This window comes from Escherichia sp. WS547 (assembly GCF_046486065.1).
Taxonomy (GTDB): domain Bacteria; phylum Pseudomonadota; class Gammaproteobacteria; order Enterobacterales; family Enterobacteriaceae; genus Escherichia; species Escherichia coli.
Genome location: NZ_JBJQMA010000033.1, coordinates 25442 through 44384, shown reverse-complemented (window position 1 = coordinate 44384; position 18943 = coordinate 25442). Strand labels below are relative to the sequence as shown.

General features: G+C 52.1%; 15 protein-coding genes and 1 riboswitch. Of the genes, 6 read left to right on the top strand and 9 right to left on the bottom strand.

Annotated features, from left to right (window positions below):
• Positions 1-155: 155 nt before the first annotated feature.
• Together murI and btuB are read right to left on the bottom strand one after the other, a co-directional pair.
• The gene (gene murI / locus ACJHWK_RS21930) at positions 156-1013 is read right to left on the bottom strand and encodes a glutamate racemase (protein ID WP_001445912.1); all 858 of its coding nucleotides are present in this window, start codon (positions 1011-1013) and stop codon (positions 156-158) included.
• Positions 958-2802: a TonB-dependent vitamin B12 receptor BtuB gene (gene btuB / locus ACJHWK_RS21925; protein WP_001328536.1), complete on the bottom strand. Its 1845-nt coding sequence runs from the start codon at positions 2800-2802 to the stop codon at positions 958-960. Before btuB ends, murI begins: the two co-directional genes overlap by 56 nt.
• A gap of 64 nt (positions 2803-2866) precedes the next feature.
• Positions 2867-3057: riboswitch (cobalamin riboswitch) on the bottom strand.
• A 113-nt stretch (positions 3058-3170) separates the two neighbouring features.
• On the opposite strand from btuB, the gene trmA reads away from it, so the two are divergent.
• The gene (gene trmA, locus ACJHWK_RS21920) at positions 3171-4271 is read left to right on the top strand and encodes a tRNA (uridine(54)-C5)-methyltransferase TrmA (RefSeq protein ID WP_170886267.1); all 1101 of its coding nucleotides are present in this window, start codon (positions 3171-3173) and stop codon (positions 4269-4271) included.
• 39 nt (positions 4272-4310) lie between these two features.
• Here the strand turns inward: trmA and ACJHWK_RS21915 are convergent, their stop codons facing one another.
• On the bottom strand, positions 4311-4670 hold the full coding sequence (locus ACJHWK_RS21915; protein ID WP_000806411.1) for a YijD family membrane protein: 360 nt from the start codon (positions 4668-4670) through the stop codon (positions 4311-4313).
• Positions 4670-5320, bottom strand: coding sequence for an HTH-type transcriptional repressor FabR (gene fabR / locus ACJHWK_RS21910; protein ID WP_001309117.1), 651 nt, complete (start codon positions 5318-5320; stop codon positions 4670-4672). The genes ACJHWK_RS21915 and fabR overlap by 1 nt, the downstream gene beginning before the upstream one ends.
• A 331-nt stretch (positions 5321-5651) precedes the next feature.
• Here fabR and sthA point away from each other — a divergent pair, with 331 nt between their 5' ends.
• A complete protein-coding gene (gene sthA, locus ACJHWK_RS21905; RefSeq protein WP_001120810.1) occupies positions 5652-7052 on the top strand; it encodes a Si-specific NAD(P)(+) transhydrogenase in 1401 nt (466 codons plus the stop codon).
• Here the strand turns inward: sthA and oxyR are convergent.
• The 4 genes from oxyR to argC form a co-directional block, all read right to left on the bottom strand.
• Complete coding sequence (gene oxyR / locus ACJHWK_RS21900) at positions 7035-7952, bottom strand: DNA-binding transcriptional regulator OxyR (RefSeq protein WP_001025938.1); 918 nt, start codon at positions 7950-7952, stop codon at positions 7035-7037. The genes sthA and oxyR overlap by 18 nt on opposite strands.
• Positions 7953-8218: 266 nt before the next feature.
• Positions 8219-9592, bottom strand: coding sequence for an argininosuccinate lyase (argH, locus tag ACJHWK_RS21895; protein ID WP_001230093.1), 1374 nt, complete (start codon positions 9590-9592; stop codon positions 8219-8221).
• A gap of 60 nt (positions 9593-9652) precedes the next feature.
• On the bottom strand, positions 9653-10429 hold the full coding sequence (gene argB, locus ACJHWK_RS21890) for an acetylglutamate kinase (RefSeq protein WP_001362445.1): 777 nt from the start codon (positions 10427-10429) through the stop codon (positions 9653-9655).
• Between the two features lie 7 nt (positions 10430-10436).
• Positions 10437-11441: an N-acetyl-gamma-glutamyl-phosphate reductase gene (argC, locus tag ACJHWK_RS21885; RefSeq protein WP_000935367.1), complete on the bottom strand. Its 1005-nt coding sequence runs from the start codon at positions 11439-11441 to the stop codon at positions 10437-10439.
• A 153-nt stretch (positions 11442-11594) separates the two neighbouring features.
• Here argC and argE point away from each other — a divergent pair, with 153 nt between their 5' ends.
• The 4 genes from argE to ACJHWK_RS21865 all read left to right on the top strand — a co-directional run bounded on the left by argE (position 11595) and on the right by ACJHWK_RS21865 (position 18615).
• A complete protein-coding gene (gene argE, locus ACJHWK_RS21880) occupies positions 11595-12746 on the top strand; it encodes an acetylornithine deacetylase (RefSeq protein WP_001521851.1) in 1152 nt (383 codons plus the stop codon).
• 301 nt (positions 12747-13047) lie between these two features.
• Positions 13048-15699 carry a phosphoenolpyruvate carboxylase gene (gene ppc, locus ACJHWK_RS21875; protein WP_001005578.1) on the top strand — a complete coding sequence of 884 codons (2652 nt, stop codon included), beginning with the start codon at positions 13048-13050 and terminating at the stop codon, positions 15697-15699.
• A 182-nt stretch (positions 15700-15881) separates the two neighbouring features.
• The gene (locus tag ACJHWK_RS21870; protein ID WP_000556303.1) at positions 15882-17615 is read left to right on the top strand and encodes a phosphoethanolamine transferase CptA; all 1734 of its coding nucleotides are present in this window, start codon (positions 15882-15884) and stop codon (positions 17613-17615) included.
• Positions 17616-17763: 148 nt separating this feature from the next.
• Positions 17764-18615 (top strand): AraC family transcriptional regulator, encoded by an 852-nt coding sequence (locus ACJHWK_RS21865; protein ID WP_000274636.1) that lies wholly within the window; start codon positions 17764-17766, stop codon positions 18613-18615.
• Here the strand turns inward: ACJHWK_RS21865 and ACJHWK_RS21860 are convergent.
• A complete protein-coding gene (locus ACJHWK_RS21860) occupies positions 18602-18943 on the bottom strand; it encodes a PTS fructose-like transporter subunit IIB (protein WP_001521848.1) in 342 nt (113 codons plus the stop codon). The two genes, ACJHWK_RS21865 and ACJHWK_RS21860, sit on opposite strands and share 14 nt — an antisense overlap.

Genomic DNA, 18943 nt, shown 5'->3' with positions numbered 1-18943 from the left:
TTGCTTTTCTCTGTTGAGATTCTCAGGAGAACCCCGCTGACCCGGCGACGTGTTTGCCGTTGTTCCGTGTCAGTGGTGGCGCATTATAGGGAGTTATTCCGGCCTGACAAGAGGAAATTTAAAATAATTTTCTGACCGCGCAACATTCAACCAAATCAGTCTAAAACTGCCAGTTTTTCGAGCGTTTCGAAGCCGTAACGCTGTAAAACGGGCAATAATTGTTCAGCTTCTGGCGTCATTGCCATACAAAAGGCAATATTCGCATCGGCAGATTTTGCATCCGGGGCTTCATGCTCTAGCAACCAGGCCGTTCGGCGAGCAATCGCTGCGCCAGAATCCACCAGCCGGGTTCCCTCTGGCAGCACCTGTAACAGTTCTTCTTGTAGTAGAGGGAAATGGGTACACCCCAGTACAACGGTATCTGGCGGCTCTTTCATTCTTAACCACGGACGCAAGATACGTTTTAGCGCATCCAGAGAAACATCTTCGCCATGCAGCTTCGCTTCAGCCAACTCAACCATCTCTGCCGAGCCCAGCATTTCTATCTGGCATTCATTAGCGAAACGCGCGATCAGCTCATGAGTATAAGAACGTTTAACTGTTCCGCGGGTTGCCAGTAATCCGACAATGCCATTTGCCGTCAGACGTGCAGCAGGTTTAATCGCCGGCACGACACCAACAACCGGGAAGTCGAACTTTTCGCGTAATGCAGGAAGTGAAACGGTACTGGCAGTGTTGCAAGCGACCACAGCCAGCGCAAGGGGATAACGTTTTTGCACTGCGGTGATAATTGCCACCACTCGCTCAACAATAAACGCTTCGCTTTTTTCGCCATACGGGAAAGCGACGTTATCGAAAGCATAAATGTAATGGAGATCCGGTAAGAGATGCCGGATCTCGTCATAGACCGACAACCCACCGACGCCGGAGTCAAACACCAGCACGGTGGGACGTGGTTCAGAAGGTGTAGCTGCCAGACAAGGTGTATTCCCGTCCTGCAGTTTGGTAGCCATAGACTGTCTCATAATCTTTGTCGAACAGGTTGGCTATTTTACCACGAACTGTCAGGTGAGAGGTGACCGGATACGCAACCGCAAGATCCCACAAGCTCACACCACCCATTTTAACGGTTTGATAAGGATAAGATGAGTAATCCTTATCATAGCGAGTGCCTAAATACTGATAAGTAATACCCCAGTCGAAGTCATACAACTGCCAGTCGAGCTGGTATTTCACCTGCTGTTTAGCACGGCGTAACAACGGCGTGTCAGTAATCGCATTGCGCGCATCGACATAATCATAACTCACAGTATGCGTCAGTGGTCCGGTATCAAAATTGGCGGTCGCCTCGACGCCCTTAATCCGCGCTTTCCCTTCGTTGTAATATTTCAGGGTGTGATCATCATAATCGATCAAATCACTGACATCGTTACGATATCCGGAAATACGCCAGTTCACCCCAGCGGTTAAGCCTTCAAACGCGCCTTCCCACTGTTTGCTTTTCTCAGGATTCAGATTCGGATTTCCGTAGAAACCATACAGTTGCCCAAGATTAGGTGCCTTGTACGACGTGCCATAAGAAGCGATAAAACGATAGCCTTCGATGAATTCCCAACCGGCACTCGTTTGCCAGGTTCCATGACGACCAAACTGTGAGTTATCGTCGCTGCGGGCTGCGCCTTCAAACGTAAAATCGCCGACTTGTTGCAGCCCAGTCAGATAGATGCCGGTATTACGTTGATCATATCCATCCTTAACATAAGCTGTGCCCGGTGCCGTGCTCTGCTTCTGCCAGTCAACGCCCGCACCAATATTACCGTGGCCAACGGTAACGTTATTTGCCCACTGGACGGTGTACTGCTTCATCTCATCCAGCGTCGCGGACGAATCATAACGGCCATAATGGGGATCGTAGTTGTAATCTTTGCTATGGCTATAGCTGGTAATGAGTTGTGATTTAATCAGTTCACCGTTATAGCGCAGCCCGGCGTCCCAACTTTGGCTATAGAGTTTACGGGTATCGAGCAACGGTGAGCCGGGAGAATAATACGCGTCATAATTGGTACGGTTATCATAGCCATAGCCGCGCACAAAGCCGCTCCAGGCATCAGTAAAGTTATGCTCCAGCGCGCCATAAAGCGTTTTACTTAAAAAACCATCGTTATCTGTCTGCGCTTGCGTTCCGGTATTCCCATAGGCAACAACATCATAACCATGAGTATGGGCATAATCGCCCAACAGCGTTACCCGTGTCTTATCCCCCAGTTGTTGCTGCGTGGAGACATCATAGTTCTGATAACTATTGCTTCCCCACCCTGCTGAAATTTCCGTTCCGGGTTCATCGCGCGTCGTGATGATATTCACCACCCCGCCTATTGCATCGGAACCATAAACAGCGGAGCGCGGTCCACGGATATATTCAATACGCTGGACAAGCGCAATAGGGAACTGGCTAAGGTCGGCAGAACCACTCACTCCCGCCAGATTCAGGCGGACGCCATCAATTAACACCAGCACATGACTGGCATTTGTACCGCGAATAAAAATAGATGAGAGCTGACCTGAACCGCCGTTTTGGGTGATATCGACACCCGGAAGACGGCGCAGAACATCATTGACTGAGGTCGACTGCCAGCGGTCAATATCCTGACGCGTCACAACGGTGGTTGGTGCAAGCACAGTGCTGCGCGGCTGTTCAAAACGGTTAGCAGTAACAACGAGAGTATCCGGGCTGGTATCCTGTGCCCAAGCGGAAAAGGCTGTGACGGAAAACGCCGTCAGCAGCGAAGCTTTTTTAATCATTGTAAAGCATCCACAATAGAAGAAGGATGCCGCAGGTTTCATCAATATTACGCGATGATGAGAACCAGATGCGACGTTAGCCGGCAGGTCTTCGGGCTTGGAGGGGTATCTAAGATACTAAGAGATGATGACTTCCCACCGGATGGCAGTGTCCGCATAACGCAATCATCGCACCTTTCCTTACCGCTGCGCGTCAGCTCCAGATTTGCACTGGATTCCCTATTAACTCACAGGACCGGCGAGTGGATGCTACAGGTTGTAACAAGTTACTGTCCAGACGTAGCTCACAAATAGGAATACATCAAGATCTGGACATCTGATGAGCAATCCCTACAATCGCCGCGTACTTTAATTTTTCAGGATACATCATGACCCCCGAACACCTTCCAACAGAACAGTATGAAGCGCAGTTAGCCGAAAAAGTGGTACGTTTGCAAAGTATGATGGCACCGTTTTCTGACCTGGTTCCGGAAGTGTTTCGCTCGCCGGTCAGTCATTACCGGATGCGTGCGGAGTTCCGCATCTGGCACGATGGCGATGACCTGTATCACATCATTTTCGATCAACAAACCAAAAGCCGCATCCGCGTGGATAGCTTCCCCGCCGCCAGTGAACTTATCAACCAGTTGATGACGGCGATGATTGCGGGTGTGCGTAATAATCCCGTTCTGCGCCACAAGTTGTTCCAGATTGATTACCTCACCACGCTGAGTAATCAGGCGGTGGTTTCCCTGCTGTACCATAAGAAGCTGGATGATGAGTGGCGTCAGGAAGCGGAAGCCCTGCGCGATGCACTGCGAGCGCAGAATCTGAATGTGCATCTGATTGGTCGGGCAACGAAAACCAAAATCGAGCTGGATCAAGATTACATCGATGAACGTCTGCCGGTCGCAGGGAAAGAGATGATCTACCGTCAGGTAGAAAACAGCTTTACCCAGCCGAACGCGGCGATGAATATTCAGATGCTGGAATGGGCGCTGGACGTAACCAAAGGCTCAAAAGGCGATTTACTGGAGCTGTACTGCGGCAACGGTAACTTTTCATTAGCACTGGCGCGCAATTTTGATCGGGTATTAGCCACCGAAATCGCTAAGCCGTCGGTCGCTGCCGCGCAATACAACATTGCCGCTAACCATATGGATAACGTACAAATTATTCGTATGGCGGCAGAAGAATTTACTCAGGCGATGAATGGCGTACGCGAGTTTAACCGCCTGCAAGGGATCGATTTAAAGAGTTATCAGTGCGAAACCATTTTTGTCGACCCACCACGCAGCGGTCTGGACGGTGAAACCGAGAAAATGGTGCAGGCGTATCCACGTATTCTGTATATCTCCTGCAATCCGGAAACGTTATGCAAGAATCTGGAAACATTAAGCCAGACGCACAAGGTTGAACGTCTGGCTCTGTTTGATCAGTTCCCCTACACGCACCATATGGAGTGCGGCGTATTACTGACCGCGAAGTAAAACCCATGCCGGATGCATCAGCATCCGGCATGATTCCGATTACTCAGCAACTTCCTGCTTACGGTTACGCATCTTCGCGCCAATCCAGAACACCATAATGACGGAGAGTACTGCCGGGAAGAAGTTAGAGCCGATATCCGGATACTCCGCACGAACTACCGTGCTGTACAGCAGTACGCCGAGAATAAAACAGGCAGCAGCCAGACCCGGCAAGCCTACCGGCATGGTGCGATTAAGATAACGTTGATGCAGGCAATAAACCGTCAGCACCAGGGAAATAATCGGGAATACAGAAAATGGCACAATGGAGCTAAACAGCGCTGCGAAAGTACCATTAATCGATAAGCCAGCCACCAGCGCCAGCAGCAGCGTACCTCTATCTTGATTTGCTTGTTTCATTACTCGTCCTTCACATTTCCCGGAATAATTGCGGTTTTCTCTTGTTCACGGCGATACCAGTAATAAGCCCCTTTCGAAATCATTCGCAGTTGCAGTACCAGTCGCTCTTCTAATTGCCGACGTTGTTCGACGCCGACGTCCAACGCCTCGGCCCCCGCACTGAAGACAATCGTCACCATGGCTTCGGCTTGCGCTTCAGTAAACGCACGCGGCATATGGTTTTCGAGTTCCAGATAGTCCGCAAGTTCCGCAATGAAGTGCTGAATTTCACGCGCAACGGCGGCACGAAACGCAGCGGAGGTGCCGGAGCGTTCCCGCAATAATAACCGGAAGGCGTTAGGATTATTACCGATGAACTCCATAAATGTGGAGACCGAGGTACGGATCACACTCCCGCCTTTGGCGATACGCTGACGCGCCTGGCGCATGAGTTGGCGTAGCATTAAACCGCTCTCATCAACCATGGTCAGACCCAGTTCGTCTACGTCGCGGAAATGCCGATAAAAAGAGGTGGGAGCAATGCCCGCTTCACGCGCCACTTCACGCAAACTCAGGCTGGCGAAGCTGCGTTCAGCACTTAATTGGCTAAATGCGGCTTCCACCAGCGAACGGCGGGTTTTTTCTTTTTGTTGCGCTCTTACGCCCATCACGATGTCTGAATCCTTGCCAAAAGTACTGCTGGCACTATACCAGAGAATGAACATACTGGATTGCTCCAGTGTTGTGAATGAACGGTAACGCAATAAAACATATTTACTGCAATTCTTTGGCCGGTTCTTTTACGTACAACGGAAACCTGCCGCTTAAACGGAGAGTATCGTCGATAAAAATCCAATAAAACGTTCAGGTCAAAAGTAAGAAACAGACAAAGCAAAGGCCGCTCACGATATAGCCAGATAAATGACGGGGATCAATTGGCTTACCCGCGATAAAATGTTACCATTCTGTTGCTTTTATGTATAAGAACAGGTAAGCCCTACCATGCCACATTCCTACGATTACGATGCCATAGTAATAGGTTCCGGCCCCGGCGGCGAAGGCGCTGCAATGGGCCTGGTTAAGCAAGGTGCGCGCGTCGCAGTTATCGAGCGTTATCAAAATGTTGGCGGCGGTTGCACCCACTGGGGTACCATCCCGTCGAAAGCTCTCCGTCACGCCGTCAGCCGCATTATAGAATTTAATCAAAACCCACTATACAGCGACCATTCGCGACTGCTCCGCTCTTCTTTTGCCGATATCCTTAACCATGCCGATAACGTGATTAATCAACAAACGCGCATGCGTCAGGGATTTTACGAACGTAATCACTGTGAAATATTGCAGGGAAACGCTCGCTTTGTTGACGAGCATACGCTGGCGCTGGATTGCCCGGACGGCAGCGTCGAAACACTAACCGCTGAAAAATTTGTTATTGCCTGCGGCTCTCGTCCATATCATCCAACAGATGTTGATTTCACCCATCCACGCATTTACGACAGCGACTCAATTCTTAGCATGCACCACGAACCGCGCCATGTACTTATCTATGGTGCTGGAGTGATCGGCTGTGAATATGCGTCGATCTTCCGCGGTATGGATGTAAAAGTGGATCTGATCAACACCCGCGATCGCCTGCTGGCATTTCTCGATCAAGAGATGTCAGATTCTCTCTCCTATCACTTCTGGAACAGTGGCGTAGTGATTCGTCACAACGAAGAGTACGAGAAGATCGAAGGCTGTGACGACGGTGTGATCATGCATCTGAAGTCGGGCAAAAAACTGAAAGCTGACTGTCTGCTCTATGCCAACGGTCGCACGGGTAATACCGATTCGCTGGCGTTACAGAACATTGGGTTGGAAACTGACAGTCGTGGACAGCTGAAGGTCAACAGCATGTATCAGACCGCGCAGCCGCACGTTTACGCGGTGGGCGACGTGATTGGTTATCCGAGTCTGGCGTCGGCAGCCTATGACCAGGGGCGCATTGCCGCGCAGGCGCTGGTGAAAGGTGAAGCCACCGCACATCTGATTGAAGATATCCCTACCGGCATTTACACCATCCCGGAAATCAGCTCTGTGGGCAAAACCGAACAGCAGCTGACCGCGATGAAAGTGCCATATGAAGTGGGCCGCGCCCAGTTCAAACATCTGGCACGCGCACAAATCGTCGGCATGAACGTGGGCACGCTGAAAATTTTGTTCCATCGGGAAACGAAAGAGATTCTGGGTATTCACTGCTTTGGTGAGCGCGCTGCCGAAATTATTCATATCGGTCAGGCGATTATGGAACAGAAAGGTGGCGGCAACACTATTGAGTACTTCGTCAACACCACCTTTAACTACCCGACGATGGCGGAAGCCTATCGGGTAGCTGCGTTAAACGGTTTAAACCGCCTTTTTTAACACTTTATCGAAATGGCCATCCATTCTTGCGCGGATGGCCTCTGCCAGCTGCTCATAGCGGCTGCGCAGCGGTGAGCCAGGACGATAAACCAGCCCAATAGTGCGGCGTGGTTCCGGCTTAATGCACGGCAGATAAACAACCCCATCGCGTTTGCGCTCCGGCGGCACAGCCAGTGCAGGCAGTAAAGTGATCCCGCTACCTGCCGCCACCATGTTGCGCAGAGTTTCCAGGCTGGTCGCGCGGAAGTGTGTATCTTCATCCGCCCCGGCTTCAAAACAGAAACCCATTGCCTGATCGCGCAAACAGTGACCGTCTTCCAGCATCAGCAGTTTTTCCCCTGCCAGATCGGCCATCGGTACGCATTCGCGGTTCGCCCACGGGTGATCTTCATAGATAGCCAGCAGCATTGGTTCATCAAACAATGGCACTTCAATGAATGCTTCGCTCTCTTTCACCAGCGCGAGGATCACGCAGTCAAGTTTGCCACTGTCCAGTTGCGCCAGTAACTGGTGGGTCTGTGCTTCATGCAGATACATTTCCAGCTTTGGAAAGGTCTGGTGCAGCATCGGGATAATATGCGGTAGCAGGTACGGTCCAACCGTGGGAATCAAACCAATATGCAGCGGTCCGGACATCGTCTCACCCTGCTGGCTTGCCATCTCTTTAAGGACTTTCACCTCACGCAGCACGGTACGCGCCTGATCCACCAGCAGCATTCCCGCCTGGGTGAACAATACTTTACGGCTGGTCCGCTCCAGCAACATCACGCCCAGCTCATCTTCCAGCTTACGAATTTGCCCGCTAAGCGTCGGCTGGCTAACGTGGCAGGAATCTGCCGCACGCCGAAAATGGCGGTGTTCAGCCAATGCCACCAGGTACTCAAGATCACGAATATTCATTATCCATCCTCCATCGCCACGATAGTTCATGGCGATAGGTAGAATAGCAATGAACGATTATCCCTATCAAGCATTCTGACTGATAATTGCTCACAGAAACGGAGCGGCACCTCTTTTAACCCTTGAAGTCACTGCCCGTTTCGAGAGTTTCTCAACTCGAATAACTAAAGCCAACGTGAACTTTTGCGGATCTCCAGGATCCGCTTTTTTTTGCCATAAAAAAGCCCGGCGATAAGCCAGGCTCAAATTTGTACATATAAATGTTCTTACCCCAACCGAGCCTGCGCAAAAGCAATCGCCTGCGCCACCTGCTGCGGTGAGACGCCGCCTTTTGCCGCACGCTTGTCGAGGCACGATTGTAGCGACAGAATCGGATAGACATCTTCGCCAATCACCTGACTGAATTTCTGCAACTCACTGAGCGGTAGTTCTTCCAGCGGTTTGCCCTGACGAATGGCTTCCACCACCGCTTCACCAACAATATGGTGCGCCTCGCGGAACGGTACGCCTTTCGCCACCAGGTAATCCGCCAGTTCAGTGGCGTTGGCGTAACCCTGCTGAGCCGCTTCCTGGCAACGCGGACGTTTCACCTGAATGCCGTCCAGCACCAGCGCCGCCATATGCAGGCAGTCCAGCCAGGTATCGAGCGCGTCGAACAGACCTTCTTTGTCTTCCTGCATATCTTTGTTGTAAGCCAGCGGCAAACCTTTCAGCGTCATCATCATGCCGGTTAACGCGCCCTGCACACGACCGCATTTACCGCGAATCAGCTCCAGCGCATCCGGGTTTTTCTTCTGCGGCATTAATGATGAACCTGAAGTCACGCGGTCAGAAAGCTCCACAAATCCCGCTTCGCCGGTGTTAAAGAAAATCAGATCTTCAGCAAAACGCGACAGATGCACCATGCCGATAGCGGCAGCAGAAAGCAGTTCCAGCACATGATCACGGTCAGAAACGCTGTCCAGACTGTTACGGGTCGCTGAGGCAAATCCCAGCCAGCCTGCTAACTGTTCACGGTCGATTTCATAGGCCGTTCCCGCCAGTGCGCCACAGCCTAACGGACTAACATCCAGACGCTTAAGCGCATCCTGCAAGCGGCTTTCATCACGCGCCAGCATCTCAACATAGGCCAGGCACCAGTGCGCGAACGTCACCGGCTGGGCGCGTTGCAGGTGAGTGTAACCTGGCATTACCGCGTCCTGATTGTTCTGCGCGGTTTCCACCAGCGCCGATTGCAGTTGGCGGTTAGCCGTCAGCAACTCGCTAACGGTATCTTTGCACCACAGTTTCAGGTCAGTCGCGACCTGGTCATTACGGCTACGCCCGGTGTGCAGTTTTTTGCCTAACTGACCCACTTTGTCGATCAGTTTGCCTTCCACCCAGCTATGGATATCTTCGGCGTCGCTTTCAAGGATTTGTTGTGGCCTGGCGCGAACATCTTCCAGCAGCACGTTCAGCGCCTCTTCCAGTTGCGCCTGCTCTTCTGCGGTCAGCACACCGACCGTTACCAGGGCTTTGGACCAGGCCACAGAGCCAACAATATCCTGCTCCGCCAGACGGTAATCAAAACGCAGTGAGTCGTTGAATTGTTTGAACCGTTGATCTGCTGCCTGGGTAAAACGCCCGCCCCAAAGTGCCATAACTCTGTTTCCTTATTTTGAAATTTAATGCCGGAAAGCTGCGCCTCCGGCTAACAAAACTTAAGCTAAAATCCGCGTACCCATCGGCATACCGTTAAACAGTGCCGGAAGCTGTTCCGCATGACGCCAGGAGGCGATATCCACCGGGCGGCCCAGCGTGCGCGCAGCATCCAGCGCCGCGTTCACTTTCACTATCATGCCGTCAGTAATAATGCCCTGCTCAATCAGTTGTTCTGCTTTCGCGGCGGTCATTTCGGCAATACGTTGCCCTTTGCCGTCGAGAATGCCGCTGACGTCGGAGAGCAAAATCAGATCCGCGCCCAGCGTTGCCGCCAGCGCCGTTGCCGCCTGATCGGCATTGACGTTCATCAGTTGCCCTTCGTCTGTTACGCCAATGGAGCTGACCACCGGCAGATAACCGTTCTCCAGCAAGGTGTTGATAAGCTTAGGCGAACCTGGCTGCGCCAGTCCAACATGGCCTAACTCTTCATCAAGCTGGGTCACTTTGACGCTGTCGCCGTCACCGAGAAACAAACCTACGGCCGCAATCTGATGTTTCTTCGCCCATGCCAGCAGGGTTTTATTTGCCGTTCCCGCCAGTGCTCCGGTGATAATGTCAATCTGATCAGCAGGCGTCACCCGCAGGCCGTTTTTCTTTTTCACCGGCAGATTCAGCCCTTTCATCAGCTCATCCACCACGCAACCGCCGCCGTGCACAATCACCAGCGGACGCTGATGTGACTCACGATAATTCACCAGTGCGCTAAACAGACGTTCCAGCGCCTCTTCACTATCCAGCAGTACGCCGCCCAGTTTGATAATTAATGGATTCATCATTGCACCCTTAAATAAGAGACTGCGTTTCCGCATAGCCGAAACGAATATTGGCGCACTGTACCGCTTGTGCCGCCGCGCCTTTCAGTAAGTTGTCTTCGGTCGCCACAATGATCAAATGCTCGCCCTGAACGGCAAACCCGATATCGCAAAATGGCAGCCCAACGACATTTTTCAGCGCCGGAACGCCTTTGTCATACAGCCGCACCAGCGGTTTATGGGCATACGCCTGCTGTAACGCTTGCGCGACTTGCGCCTGGGTCACACCCGATTTCAGGCGGCAGGTAATGGTTTCGAGAATGCCGCGCGGGAAATTGCCCAGATGCGGGGTGAAGATAACGTCAGCACCGAGGTGTGTGGCGATCTCTGGTTGATGGCGATGAGTAAAGACGCCATACGGTTGCAGGCTCACTTCACAAAAACTATTTGAAATCGCTGCCTTACGTCCTGCACCGCTCACGCCGCTGGTGGCGTTGATTACCGGCCACTGATTGAGGTCAAGAAGATCGGCATCAATCAACGGTTTCAGCGCCAGCTGTGCCGCCGTCGGATAACAGCCTGGCACGGCAATCAAGTTCGCTTCTTTTAATTTATTACCGCACCACTCCGCCAGACCGTAGGCTGCCTGTTCCAGCAGTTCCGGATACTGATGGGTAAAGCCGTAATATTTTTCATAGAAGGTGGCGTCGTTAACACGAAACGCGCCGGAAAGGTCGAACACCACGCAGCCGGCTTCAAGAAATTGCGGCGCTAAATCGTGGCTAACTTCATGGGCGGTGGCGAGAAACACCACGTCCACCCCTGGGCTAAACTCGCTGATATCCGACATCGGCTGCAACGGCAGATCAACGATGCCTTTTAGCTGCGGATGCAAATCGGAGATTAACTTTCCCGCATCATTGCTTTGCGCTGAAACAGTCAAAGCGGTTATGTTCATATGCGGATGGCGATTTACATAGGTCACTAGCTCTGCGCCAGCGTAGCCGCTGGCACCCACAATCAGCGTATTCAACATCGGGGCTATTCACCTTCTTATGTCTGGTTGCCAGGTTAAACGTAAAACATTCACCTTACGGCTGGTGGGTTTTATTACGCTCAACGTTAGTGTATTTTTATTCATAAATACTGCATGAATATTGATACTATCATGACCAGAGGTGTGTCAACAATGAAAAACAAATTACCGCCATTTATCGAGATTTACCGTGCTCTGATTGCCACACCTTCAATAAGCGCCACGGAAGAGGCACTCGATCAAAGCAATGCAGATTTAATCACTCTGCTGGCGGACTGGTTTAAAGATTTAGGCTTCAATGTGGAAGTGCAGCCTGTGCCAGGAACTCGCAACAAATTTAATATGCTGGCAAGTACCGGACAGGGGGCTGGCGGTTTGTTGCTGGCGGGGCATACCGATACGGTGCCATTTGATGACGGACGCTGGACGCGCGATCCGTTTACACTGACGGAGCATGACGGCAAGCTTTACGGCTTAGGCACCGCCGACATGAAAGGCTTTTTTGCGTTTATCCTTGATGCGCTACGCGAAGTCGACGTCACGAAACTGAAAAAACCGCTCTACATTCTGGCGACTGCCGATGAAGAAACCAGTATGGCCGGAGCGCGTTATTTTGCCGAAACTACCGCCCTGCGCCCGGATTGCGCCATCATTGGCGAACCGACGTCACTACAACCGGTACGCGCACATAAAGGTCATATCTCTAACGCCATCCGTATTCAGGGCCAGTCGGGCCACTCCAGCGATCCAGCTCGCGGAGTTAACGCTATCGAACTAATGCACGACGCCATCGGGCATATTTTGCAATTGCGCGATAACCTGAAAGAACGTTATCACTACGAAGCGTTTACCGTGCCATACCCTACGCTCAACCTCGGGCATATCCACGGTGGCGACGCTTCTAACCGTATTTGCGCTTGCTGTGAGTTGCATATGGATATTCGTCCGCTGCCAGGCATGACACTCAATGAACTTAATGGTTTGCTCAACGATGCATTGGCTCCAGTGAGCGAACGCTGGCCGGGTCGTCTGACGGTCGACGAGCTGCATCCGCCGATCCCTGGCTATGAATGCCCACCGAATCATCAACTGGTTGAAGTGGTTGAGAAATTGCTCGGAGCAAAGACCGAAGTGGTGAATTACTGTACCGAAGCGCCGTTTATTCAAACGTTATGCCCGACGCTGGTTCTGGGGCCTGGCTCAATTAATCAGGCTCATCAGCCTGATGAATATCTGGAGACGAGGTTTATCAAGCCCACCCGCGAACTGATCACCCAGGTGATTCACCATTTTTGCTGGCATTAAAACGTAGGCCAAACAATGTCGGATGCGATGCTTACGCATCTTATCCGACCTACACCTTTGGTGTTACTCGAGGCGATTTTTTAACATTCCCATAAGTTACACTTATTTAAAGCGTCGTGAATTTAATGACGTAAATTCCTGCTATTTATTCGTTTGCTGAAGCGATTTCGCAGCATTTGACGTCACCGCTTTTACGTGGCTTTATAAAAGACGACGAAAAGCAAAGCCCGAGCATATTCGCGCCAATGCGACGTGAAGGATACAGGGCTATCAAACGATAAGATGGGGTGTCTGGGGTAATATGAACGAACAATATTCCGCATTGCGTAGTAATGTCAGTATGCTCGGCAAAGTGCTGGGAGAAACCATCAAGGATGCGTTAGGAGAACACATTCTTGAACGCGTAGAAACTATCCGTAAGTTGTCGAAATCTTCACGCGCTGGCAATGATGCTAACCGCCAGGAGTTGCTCACCACCTTACAAAATTTGTCGAACGACGAGCTGCTGCCCGTTGCGCGTGCGTTTAGTCAATTCCTGAACCTGGCCAACACCGCCGAGCAATACCACAGCATTTCGCCGAAAGGCGAAGCTGCCAGCAACCCGGAAGTGATCGCCCGCACCCTGCGTAAACTGAAAAACCAGCCGGAACTGAGCGAAGACACCATCAAAAAAGCAGTGGAATCGCTGTCGCTGGAACTGGTCCTCACGGCTCACCCAACCGAAATTACCCGTCGTACACTGATCCACAAAATGGTGGAAGTGAACGCCTGTTTAAAACAGCTCGATAACAAAGATATCGCCGACTACGAACACAACCAGCTGATGCGCCGCCTGCGCCAGTTGATCGCCCAGTCATGGCATACCGATGAAATCCGTAAACTGCGTCCAAGCCCGGTAGATGAAGCCAAATGGGGCTTTGCCGTAGTAGAAAACAGCCTGTGGCAAGGCGTACCGAATTACCTGCGCGAACTGAACGAACAACTGGAAGAGAATCTCGGCTACAAACTGCCCGTCGAATTTGTTCCGGTCCGTTTTACCTCGTGGATGGGCGGTGACCGCGACGGCAACCCGAACGTCACTGCCGATATCACCCGCCACGTCCTGCTGCTCAGTCGCTGGAAAGCCACCGATCTGTTCCTGAAAGATATTCAGGTGCTGGTTTCTGAACTGTCGATGGTTGAAGCGACCCCTGAACTGCTGGCGCTGGTTGGCGAAGAAGGTGCCGCAGAACCGTATCGCTATCTGATGAAAAACCTGCGTTCTCGCCTGATGGCGACACAGGCATGGCTGGAAGCGCGCCTGAAAGGCGAAGAACTGCCAAAACCAGAAGGCCTGCTGACACAAAACGAAGAACTTTGGGAACCGCTCTACGCTTGCTACCAGTCACTTCAGGCGTGTGGCATGGGTATTATCGCCAACGGCGATCTGCTCGACACCCTGCGCCGCGTGAAATGTTTCGGCGTACCGCTGGTCCGTATTGATATCCGTCAGGAGAGCACCCGCCATACCGAAGCGCTGGGCGAGCTGACCCGCTACCTCGGTATCGGCGACTACGAAAGCTGGTCAGAGGCCGACAAACAGGCGTTCCTGATCCGCGAACTGAACTCCAAACGTCCGCTTCTGCCGCGCAACTGGCAACCAAGCGCCGAAACGCGCGAAGTGCTCGATACCTGCCAGGTGATTGCCGAAGCGCCGCAAGGCTCCATTGCCGCCTACGTGATCTCGATGGCGAAAACGCCGTCCGACGTGCTGGCTGTCCACCTGCTGCTGAAAGAAGCGGGTATCGGGTTTGCAATGCCGGTTGCTCCGCTGTTTGAAACCCTCGATGACCTGAACAACGCCAACGATGTCATGACCCAGTTGCTGAATATCGACTGGTATCGCGGCCTGATTCAGGGCAAACAGATGGTGATGATTGGCTATTCCGACTCAGCAAAAGATGCGGGCGTGATGGCGGCTTCCTGGGCGCAATATCAGGCACAGGATGCATTAATCAAAACCTGCGAAAAAGCGGGTATTGAACTGACGTTGTTCCACGGTCGCGGCGGTTCCATTGGTCGCGGCGGCGCACCTGCTCATGCGGCGCTGCTGTCACAACCGCCAGGAAGCCTGAAAGGCGGCCTGCGCGTGACTGAACAGGGCGAGATGATCCGCTTTAAATATGGTCTGCCAGAAATCACCGTCAGCAGCCTGTCGCTGTACACCGGGGCGATTTTGGAAGCCAACCTGCTGCCACCACCTGAGCCGAAAGAGAGCTGGCGTCGCATTATGGATGAACTGTCAGTCATCTCCTGCGATCTCTACCGTGGCTACGTACGTGAAAACAAAGATTTTGTGCCTTACTTCCGCTCCGCTACGCCGGAACAAGAACTGGGCAAACTGCCGCTGGGTTCACGTCCGGCCAAACGTCGCCCGACCGGTGGCGTTGAGTCACTGCGCGCTATTCCGTGGATTTTTGCCTGGACACAAAACCGCCTGATGCTCCCCGCCTGGCTGGGTGCAGGTACGGCGCTGCAAAAAGTGGTCGAAGACGGCAAACAGAGCGAGCTGGAAGCCATGTGCCGCGATTGGCCATTCTTCTCGACGCGTCTCGGCATGCTGGAGATGGTCTTCGCCAAAGCAGACCTGTGGCTGGCGGAATACTATGACCAACGCCTGGTAGACAAAGCACTGTGGCCGTTAGGTAAAGAGTTACGCAACCTGCAAGAAGAAGACATCAAAGTGGTGCTGGCGATTGCCAACGATTCCCATCTGATGGCCGATCTGCCGTGGATTGCAGAGTCTATTCAGCTACGGAATATTTACACCGACCCGCTGAACGTATTGCAGGCCGAGTTGCTGCACCGCTCCCGCCAGGCAGAAAAAGAAGGCCATGAGCCGGATCCTCGCGTCGAGCAGGCGTTAATGGTCACTATTGCCGGGATTGCGGCAGGCATGCGTAATACCGGCTAATCTTCCCCTCCTGCAAACCCTCGTGCTTTTGCGCGAGGGTTTTCTGAAATACTTCTGTTCTAACACCCTCGTTTTCAATATATTTCTGTCTGCATTTTATTCAAATTCTGGATATCCCTTCAGATATCCTTAAGGAATTGTCGTTACATTCGGCGATATTTTTTTCAAGACAGGTTCTTACTATGCATTCCACAGAAGTCCAGGCTAAACCCCTTTTTAGCTGGAAAGCCCTGGGTTGGGCACTGCTCTACTTTTGGTTTTTCTCTACTCTGCTACAGGCCATTATTTACATCAGTGGTTATAGTGGCACTAATGGCATTCGCGACTCGCTGTTATTCAGTTCGCTGTGGTTGATCCCGGTATTCCTCTTTCCGAAGCGGATTAAAATTATTGCCGCAGTAATCGGCGTGGTGCTATGGGCGGCCTCTCTGGCGGCGCTGTGCTACTACGTCATCTACGGTCAGGAGTTCTCGCAGAGCGTTCTGTTTGTGATGTTCGAAACCAACACCAACGAAGCCAGCGAGTATTTAAGCCAGTATTTCAGCCTGAAAATTGTGCTTATCGCGCTGGCCTATACGGCAGTGGCAGTTCTGCTGTGGACACGCCTGCGCCCGGTCTATATTCCAAAGCCGTGGCGTTATGTTGTCTCTTTTGCCCTACTTTATGGCTTGATTCTGCATCCGATCGCCATGAATACGTTTATCAAAAACAAGCCATTTGAGAAAACGTTGGATAACCTGGCATCGCGTATGGAGCCTGCCGCACCGTGGCAATTCCTGACCGGCTATTATCAGTATCGTCAGCAACTAAACTCGCTAACAAAGCTACTGAATGAAAATAATGCCTTGCCGCCGCTGGCTAATTTCAAAGATGAATCGGGTAACGAACCGCGCACCTTAGTGCTGGTAATTGGCGAATCGACCCAGCGTGGACGCATGAGTCTGTACGGTTATCCGCGTGAAACCACGCCGGAGCTGGATGCACTGCATAAAACCGATCCGAATCTGACCGTGTTTAATAACGTGGTGACGTCTCGTCCGTACACCATTGAAATCCTGCAACAGGCGCTGACCTTTGCCAATGAAAAGAACCCGGACCTGTACCTGACACAGCCGTCGCTGATGAACATGATGAAACAGGCGGGTTATAAAACCTTCTGGATCACCAACCAGCAGACGATGACCGCCCGCAATACCATGCTGACGGTATTTTCGCGCCAGACCGACAAGCAGTACTACATGAACCAGCAACGTACGCAGAGTGCGCGTGAATACGACACCAACGTGCTGAAGCCGTTCCAGGAAGTGCTGAATGACCCTGCGCCGAAGAAACTGATCATCGTTCATCTGCTGGGTACGCATATCAAATACAAATACCGCTACCCGGAAAATCAGGGCAAGTTTGATGGCAATACCGATCATGTTCCGCCGGGATTAAACGCGGAAGAGCTGGAGTCATATAACGATTATGACAACGCTAACCTGTATAACGATCATGTGGTTGCCAGCCTGATTAAAGACTTTAAAGCAGCAGACCCGAACGGTTTCCTGGTTTACTTCTCTGACCACGGTGAAGAGGTTTACGACACGCCGCCGCACAAAACTCAGGGGCGTAACGAAGACAACCCGACGCGTCATATGTACACCATTCCGTTCCTGCTGTGGACGTCGGAAAAATGGCAAGCGGCTCATCCGCGTGATTTCTCACAGGATGTTGATCGTAAATACAGCCTTGCGGAACTGATCCACACCTGGTCAGATTTGGCGGGCTTATCTTACGACGGTTACGATCCAACCCGTTCAGTGGTGAATCCGCAGTTCAAAGAAACTACCCGCTGGATTGGTAACCCGTACAAGAAAAACGCGCTGATCGATTACGACACGCTGCCATATGGCGACCAGGTAGGTAATCAGTAAATGACCTTTGTATCGCGTCTGGCGCTATTTGCCGGATGCGATACTGCCGCAATGTTTACATCGAACTCCCCTCAGGCCACACTTTTCAGGTGGCCTTTTTTAATAATGCCAGTTACTGTTTTCCCGTCTACATACCTAAGGGAATAACATGTATCACGACGTCAGCTATCTGCTCTCCCGCCTGATCAACGGCCCGCTGTCCCTGCGCCAGATTTACTTTGCCAGCAGTAACGGCCCGGTGCCCGATCTTGCGTATCAGGTCGATTTTCCACGGCTGGAAATTGTGCTGGAAGGTGAGTTTGTTGATACCGGTGCTGGAGCAACGTTAGTTCCCGGCGATGTGTTGTACGTTCCTGCTGGTGGCTGGAATTTTCCACAATGGCAAGCCCCCGCCACTACCTTTAGCGTGCTGTTTGGCAAACAGCAACTCGGCTTCAGCGTCGTGCAATGGGATGGCAAACAATATCAAAATCTGGCGAAGCAACACGTCGCCCGGCGCGGCCCACGCATAGGTTCTTTTCTGCTACAAACGCTCAATGAAATGCAAATGCAGCCGCAGGAGCAGCAAACGGCAAGGCTTATCGTCGCCAGCCTGCTTAGCCACTGCCGCGATTTGCTCGGCAGCCAAATCCAGACCGCCTCACGCAGCCAGGCACTATTTGAAGCTATTCGCGATTATATCGACGAACGCTATGCCTCCGCGCTTACCCGCGAATCTGTTGCACAGGCGTTTTATATTTCACCAAATTACCTCTCGCACCTGTTTCAAAAAACGGGGGCCATTGGTTTTAACGAATACCTGAATCACACGCGACTGGAGCACGCTAAGACGTTATTGAAAGGCTATGACCTGAAGGTAAAAGAAGTGGCGCACGCCTGCGGCTTTGTCGACAGCAACTACTTCTGCCGTCTGTTTCGTAAAAATACCGAACGCTCACCGTCGGAATATCGTCGGCAGTACCACAGCCAACTGACAGAAAAACCGACTACTCCAGAATGAGATGGGTTTGCTGCGGCGCAGAAAGCACTTTGCGCACCGCGCTCATCACCCGCTGCGGCTCACGCAGGAATGCGTAGATGCTGCATTGCACATAGCGGCAATGGTCAAATCGCTCAGCACCGGCAAGCTCGATATCCGTAATTAACAGAGCAACATCCGCCCGACGGATATCCTCGTCCGCTAAACGATTCTCCGTTCCCAGCGCGCCCTGAGTTTCAATGCTGACGCCCCACTTCTCTAACAGGCACAACTTTTCCAGCCGTTCCGCCGCCATATAAGTATGCGCCACGCCGCTTACGCAGGCGGTTACTGCCACCAGGTATGCCAT

Excerpts from the sequence above, each read along its gene's own strand:
- murI (WP_001445912.1), bottom strand. The coding sequence starts at position 1,013 with ATGGCTACCAAACTGCAGGACGGGAATACACCTTGTCTGGCAGCTACA.
- ppc (WP_001005578.1), top strand. The coding sequence starts at position 13,048 with ATGAACGAACAATATTCCGCATTGCGTAGTAATGTCAGTATGCTCGGC.
- sthA (WP_001120810.1), top strand. The coding sequence starts at position 5,652 with ATGCCACATTCCTACGATTACGATGCCATAGTAATAGGTTCCGGCCCC.
- ACJHWK_RS21865 (WP_000274636.1), top strand. The coding sequence starts at position 17,764 with ATGTATCACGACGTCAGCTATCTGCTCTCCCGCCTGATCAACGGCCCG.
- argC (WP_000935367.1), bottom strand. The coding sequence starts at position 11,441 with ATGTTGAATACGCTGATTGTGGGTGCCAGCGGCTACGCTGGCGCAGAG.
- ACJHWK_RS21915 (WP_000806411.1), bottom strand. The coding sequence starts at position 4,670 with ATGAAACAAGCAAATCAAGATAGAGGTACGCTGCTGCTGGCGCTGGTG.
- trmA (WP_170886267.1), top strand. The coding sequence starts at position 3,171 with ATGACCCCCGAACACCTTCCAACAGAACAGTATGAAGCGCAGTTAGCC.
- ACJHWK_RS21870 (WP_000556303.1), top strand. The coding sequence starts at position 15,882 with ATGCATTCCACAGAAGTCCAGGCTAAACCCCTTTTTAGCTGGAAAGCC.
- oxyR (WP_001025938.1), bottom strand. The coding sequence starts at position 7,952 with ATGAATATTCGTGATCTTGAGTACCTGGTGGCATTGGCTGAACACCGC.
- argH (WP_001230093.1), bottom strand. The coding sequence starts at position 9,592 with ATGGCACTTTGGGGCGGGCGTTTTACCCAGGCAGCAGATCAACGGTTC.
- ACJHWK_RS21860 (WP_001521848.1), bottom strand. The coding sequence starts at position 18,943 with ATGGCATACCTGGTGGCAGTAACCGCCTGCGTAAGCGGCGTGGCGCAT.
- argE (WP_001521851.1), top strand. The coding sequence starts at position 11,595 with ATGAAAAACAAATTACCGCCATTTATCGAGATTTACCGTGCTCTGATT.
- btuB (WP_001328536.1), bottom strand. The coding sequence starts at position 2,802 with ATGATTAAAAAAGCTTCGCTGCTGACGGCGTTTTCCGTCACAGCCTTT.
- argB (WP_001362445.1), bottom strand. The coding sequence starts at position 10,429 with ATGATGAATCCATTAATTATCAAACTGGGCGGCGTACTGCTGGATAGT.